Below are 4,766 nucleotides of genomic sequence, written 5' to 3' on the forward strand. Positions count from 1 at the left end.
GACGGGAATCGAACCCGCGTGGCTAGCTTGGAAGGCTAGGGCTCTACCATTGAGCTACGCCCGCATTCCAGCCAGACTGTACCGGCTCTACCGGTGCTGACGACAGCGGAACCCGTCGATCCTTCAGGCGGTTTTGCTGTGCGGTCCGGTGCCTAGGCGGCGTCGTCGGGCCGTAGGATCGCGAGGTCAGTGCGGGGTGTAGCGCAGCTTGGTAGCGCATCCGCTTTGGGAGCGGAAGGTCGCAGGTTCAAATCCTGTCACCCCGACGTTAACGACACCGAGGAGTACGCCCGTGAAGAGCACCGTCGAGCAGCTGACCCCGACCAGGGTTCGCATCAATGTGGAGGTGCCGTTCACCGAGCTGAAGCCCGACTACGACAAGACCTACAAGGAGCTGGCCAAGCAGGTGCGGCTGCCCGGGTTCCGCCCCGGGAAGGCGCCTGCCCGCCTGCTGGAGGCGCGGTTCGGCCGGGATGCTGTGCTGGACCGGGTGATCAATCAGGCGGTGCCCGGGCGTTACGGCCAGGCGGTGACCGACTCCGACTTGCGCCCGCTGGGCCAGCCCCAGATCGAGGTGACCAGGCGGGAATACGGCGAGGAGCTGGTTTTCACCGCCGAAGTCGACGTGCGCCCCGAGATCACGTTGCCGAATCTGGCCGAGCTGACGATCACGGTCGACCCCGTCGAGGTCGGTGACGACGAGGTCGACGCCGAGCTGGAGGCGCTGCGCGCCCGATTCGCCACCGTGACCGGCGTCGATCGGCCGGCCGCCGACGGCGACGTCGTCTCGATCGACCTGTCGGCCACCGTCGACGGCGAGGAGCTGCCGGACGCGAGCGCCGAGGGTTTGTCGCACCAGGTGGGTTCGGGCCAGTTAGAGGGCCTCGACGATGCGATCATCGGGCTGTCTGCCGGCGAGAGCAAGGTCTTCACCACCAGGCTTGCCGCGGGCCCCCGTGCCGGGACGCAGGCCGAGGCGACGGTGACCGTCGGATCCGTCAAAAAACGTGAACTGCCCGAGCCCGACGACGAGTTCGCACAACTGGCAAGCGAATTCGACACAATCGACGAACTGCGGGCCAGCCTGGCCGACCGGGTGCGCCTGGCCAAGCGCATCCAGCAGGCGGAGAAGATACGCGAAGCGACACTGGACGCCATGGTCGAGCAGGTCGAGATGCCGCTGCCGGAAGCGGTGGTGCAAGCCTACGTCGACAACGCCTTGCACACCGCCCTGCACGGCCTGGACCACGACGAGAACAAGTTCGCCGAGAAATTGGCCGACGAGGGATCTTCCCGTGCGGAGTTCGACGCCAAGACCCGCAGGGAGGCGGAGAAGTCGGTCAAGACGCAGCTGCTGCTGGATGCGCTGGGAGACAACTTGCAGATCCGGGTCGGGCAGCAAGACCTCACCCGACACCTGGTGTTGATGTCGCGCCAGTACGGAATCCAGCCGCAGCAACTGCTCTCGCATCTGCGGGAGAACAACCAGCTGCCTGCGGTGCTCGCCGACGCCCGGCGCGGGCTGACGATCGCCGCGGCGGTTCGCGAAGCCACTGTCACCGACAGCGACGGCAACGTGATCGACACCGCCGAGTTTTTCGGGGGAGCCCCGGAGGTCGACGATGCTGAGGCGTCAGCCGAAGCTGAGGAGGCCGACCAGAAAGCCCCGGAGGTCGACGATGCTGAGGCGTCAGCCGAAGCTGAGGAGGCCGACCAGAAGACCCCGGAGGGCGACCAGGAAGCTCCGGAGGTCGACGATGCCAACCAGCCAGCCGACGACACCGAGTAACGCTGTGAGTGAACCTCCCACTTCGGGCGGCCCGTCACGCCGCCGGTTGGTTAGGGTCGGTGGATATGAACCTCGAGAAAGCAGGTATCCCATTGTGAGCGAAACGGCTGACATGCGATCGAACGGGCAGGGACTGAACCTCGTCGATTCGGTCTATGAGCGCTTGCTGCGGGAGCGAATCATCTTTCTGGGCTCACAGATCGACGACGACATCGCCAATCGGCTTTGCGCACAGATCCTGCTGCTGGCCGCCGAAGACCCGGCGAAAGACATCTCGCTGTACATCAACTCCCCGGGTGGGTCGATCAGCGCCGGCATGGCGATCTACGACACCATGGTGCTGGCGTCGTGTGACATCGCCACCTATGCGATGGGTATGGCCGCGTCGATGGGGGAGTTCCTGCTGGCCGCGGGCACCAAAGGCAAACGCTACGCGCTGCCGCACGCACGCATCCTGATGCATCAGCCGCTCGGCGGCGTGACCGGCAGCGCGGCCGACATCGCGATCCAGGCTGAGCAGTTCCACGTCATCAAGAAGGAGATGTTCCGGCTCAACGCCGAGTTCACCGGTCAACCGATCGAGCGCATCGAGGCCGACTCCGACCGCGACCGCTGGTTCACCGCCGCCGAAGCTCTGGAATACGGTTTCGTCGACCACATCATCACCCGCGCCCAGACCAATGGAGCCAAGTCATGAATCCCGAAACCCGGCCGCGGGCCCGCTACATCCTGCCGTCGTTCATCGAGCACTCGAGTTGGGGCGTCAAGGAGTCCAACCCGTACAACAAGCTGTTCGAGGAACGCATTATCTTCCTCGGGGTGCAGGTCGACGACGCCTCGGCCAACGACATCATGGCGCAGCTACTGGTGCTTGAGTCGCTGGACCCCGACCGCGACATCACCATGTACATCAACTCGCCGGGCGGCTCGTTCACCTCGCTGATGGCGATCTACGACACCATGCAGTACGTTCGGGCCGACATTCAGACCGTCTGCCTGGGCCAGGCCGCCTCGGCGGCGGCGGTGCTGCTTGCCGCCGGGACACCCGGCAAGCGGCTGGCATTGCCCAACGCCCGGGTGCTCATCCACCAGCCGTCGTTGTCCGGGGTGATTCAGGGGCAGTTCTCCGACCTGGAGATCCAGGCCGCCGAGATCGAGCGGATGCGCACCCTGATGGAATCCACGCTGGCCCGGCACACCGGCAAGGACGCCGACGTGATCCGCAAGGACACCGACCGCGACAAAATCCTCACCGCCGAAGAGGCCAAGGACTACGGAATCATCGACACCGTGCTGGAGTACCGCAAGCTGTCGGCTCGGGCAGGTTAGGCAGGTTAGGCAGGGGCAGGCAGGGGCAGGCAGCCCGGTCGCTCGCCGAGCGTGAAGCCGTTGCGAATTTCCGGCGGAAAAGTCGAAACAGTTTCACTTTCGGCGCAGCGAGGCGGCGGCATGGGCGATGGCGGCGATGTCAGTCGGACGCACCCGGCAACAGCCTCCGACGATCCGTGCCCCCGCGGCCACCCATCCCGGTATCGATTCGACCGAGAAGCGCGGCGACCCGGCCCAGGTCTGGCGCTGCGAGTCCCAGCGCTCGCCGCTGTTCGGGTAGACGATCACCGGCTTGCCGGTGACGTCGCGGGCCACCTCGATCGCGGGTAAGACATCGACGGGAGCGCAGCAGTTGACCCCGACCGCAATGATGTGCGGCACTCCCGCAGCCACCGCGAACGCCTCGGCTAGCGGTTGGCCGGCGCGGGTTCGGGTGCCGTCGATGGTGTAGCTGAGCCAGGCCGGCATGTCGAGCTCACGCACCAGGTTTATTAGCGCCTCGGCCTCGTCGGCATCAGGGATCGTTTCCAGCGCAAGCACATCCGAGCCAGCGCTGGCCAGGATCGCCAAGCGCTGCCGGTGCCAGGCCGCCAGCTTGCGCACCGACAGGCCGTAGCGCCCGCGATACTCCGAGCCGTCGGCGAGCGCGGCGCCGTACGGGCCGACCGAGGCGGCCACCCACCGGCTGCCGCCGTCGCGGGACGCGACGCGCGCGGCGGCGCGGGCCAGTTCCACGCTGTGCCGCAGCAGCCGGGCTGCCGTGTCCGTGTCGATTCCCCGTGCGGCGAACCCGGCGAAGGATGCCTGATAGCTGGCGGTGGTGGCGATCATCGCCCCGGCACGAAAGAAAGCGGTGTGCACGGCGCTGATCTGCTGCGGTGCATCGGCGAGCAGTCGCGCCGACCACAGTGGGTCGGACAGGTCATGGCCGCGTGCCTCCAGTTCGGTGGCCAGGCCGCCATCGCTGATGAGCACGGTATCGTCGGGCACCACGAACCCCGTGAACGCCACGGTCGCCACTGTAGGCACCGCAGGCACTGGGGGCGGAGAGCCTTTCAGTCGGGTAACGACTGCGACACGCCAAGGCTACGGCAGCGCGTTTCTCCTTGATGCGGCCCGGTGAGGCGATATGTTCTGGAGCGGATAGCAGCCACGCGCGAACCACCAGAACCACAGGAACCAAGGGAACCAAGGGAACCAAGACGACGAACGAATACCAACGACGCGATTCGACCCGATGGGTCGCGTCGCGCCAGACCAAGCAGGTAGCGTCGGGGCAGAGCATCCAACTGAGCACCCAACTCGGCACTCGACACACCGACGATGAACGGCGAACAGGAAGTAGGCACTGAAGCACCATGGCGCGCATCGGAGACGGCGGTGACCTGCTGAAGTGCTCGTTCTGCGGGAAGAGCCAGAAGCAAGTCAAGAAGCTCATCGCAGGCCCGGGTGTGTACATCTGCGATGAGTGCATCGACCTGTGTAACGAGATCATCGAAGAAGAACTGGCCGATGCCGCCGATGTCAAACTTGACGAACTTCCCAAGCCCGCGGAGATCAGGGACTTCCTGGAGGGCTATGTCATCGGCCAGGACACCGCCAAACGGACGCTGGCGGTGGCCGTCTACAACCACTACAAGCGCATCCA

At 65.7% G+C, this 4,766-nt stretch carries 5 protein-coding genes and 2 tRNA genes; 5 read left to right on the plus strand and 2 right to left on the minus strand.

The features are described from left to right. Positions 1-56 (minus strand) — tRNA-Gly (locus tag AC2VOP_RS12460). A 136-nt stretch (positions 57-192) separates the two neighbouring features. Between AC2VOP_RS12460 and AC2VOP_RS12465 the strand changes: the two genes are divergently transcribed. The 4 genes from AC2VOP_RS12465 (at position 193) to clpP2 (ending at position 3,118) form a co-directional block, all read left to right on the plus strand. Beyond that, positions 193-266, plus strand: a tRNA-Pro gene (locus AC2VOP_RS12465). A 26-nt stretch (positions 267-292) separates the two neighbouring features. Continuing rightward, complete coding sequence (tig, locus tag AC2VOP_RS12470; protein ID WP_486961258.1) at positions 293-1,789, plus strand: trigger factor; 1,497 nt, start codon at positions 293-295, stop codon at positions 1,787-1,789. A 94-nt stretch (positions 1,790-1,883) separates the two neighbouring features. Further along, the gene (locus tag AC2VOP_RS12475) at positions 1,884-2,486 is read left to right on the plus strand and encodes an ATP-dependent Clp protease proteolytic subunit (protein WP_486961259.1); all 603 of its coding nucleotides are present in this window, start codon (positions 1,884-1,886) and stop codon (positions 2,484-2,486) included. After that, the gene (gene clpP2, locus AC2VOP_RS12480; RefSeq protein WP_486961260.1) at positions 2,483-3,118 is read left to right on the plus strand and encodes an ATP-dependent CLP protease proteolytic subunit ClpP2; all 636 of its coding nucleotides are present in this window, start codon (positions 2,483-2,485) and stop codon (positions 3,116-3,118) included. The genes AC2VOP_RS12475 and clpP2 overlap by 4 nt, the downstream gene beginning before the upstream one ends. A 93-nt stretch (positions 3,119-3,211) precedes the next feature. On the opposite strand, the gene mmuM is transcribed toward clpP2, so the two are convergent. After that, positions 3,212-4,111 carry a homocysteine S-methyltransferase gene (gene mmuM / locus AC2VOP_RS12485; RefSeq protein ID WP_486961262.1) on the minus strand — a complete coding sequence of 300 codons (900 nt, stop codon included), beginning with the start codon at positions 4,109-4,111 and terminating at the stop codon, positions 3,212-3,214. Between the two features lie 365 nt (positions 4,112-4,476). Between mmuM and AC2VOP_RS12490 the strand changes: the two genes are divergently transcribed. Continuing rightward, positions 4,477-4,766 (plus strand): ClpX C4-type zinc finger protein (locus AC2VOP_RS12490; protein ID WP_486961261.1); only part of this gene is annotated, 290 nt, incomplete at its 3' end.

It is taken from the genome of Mycobacterium sp. TH-M106 (assembly GCF_057473765.1).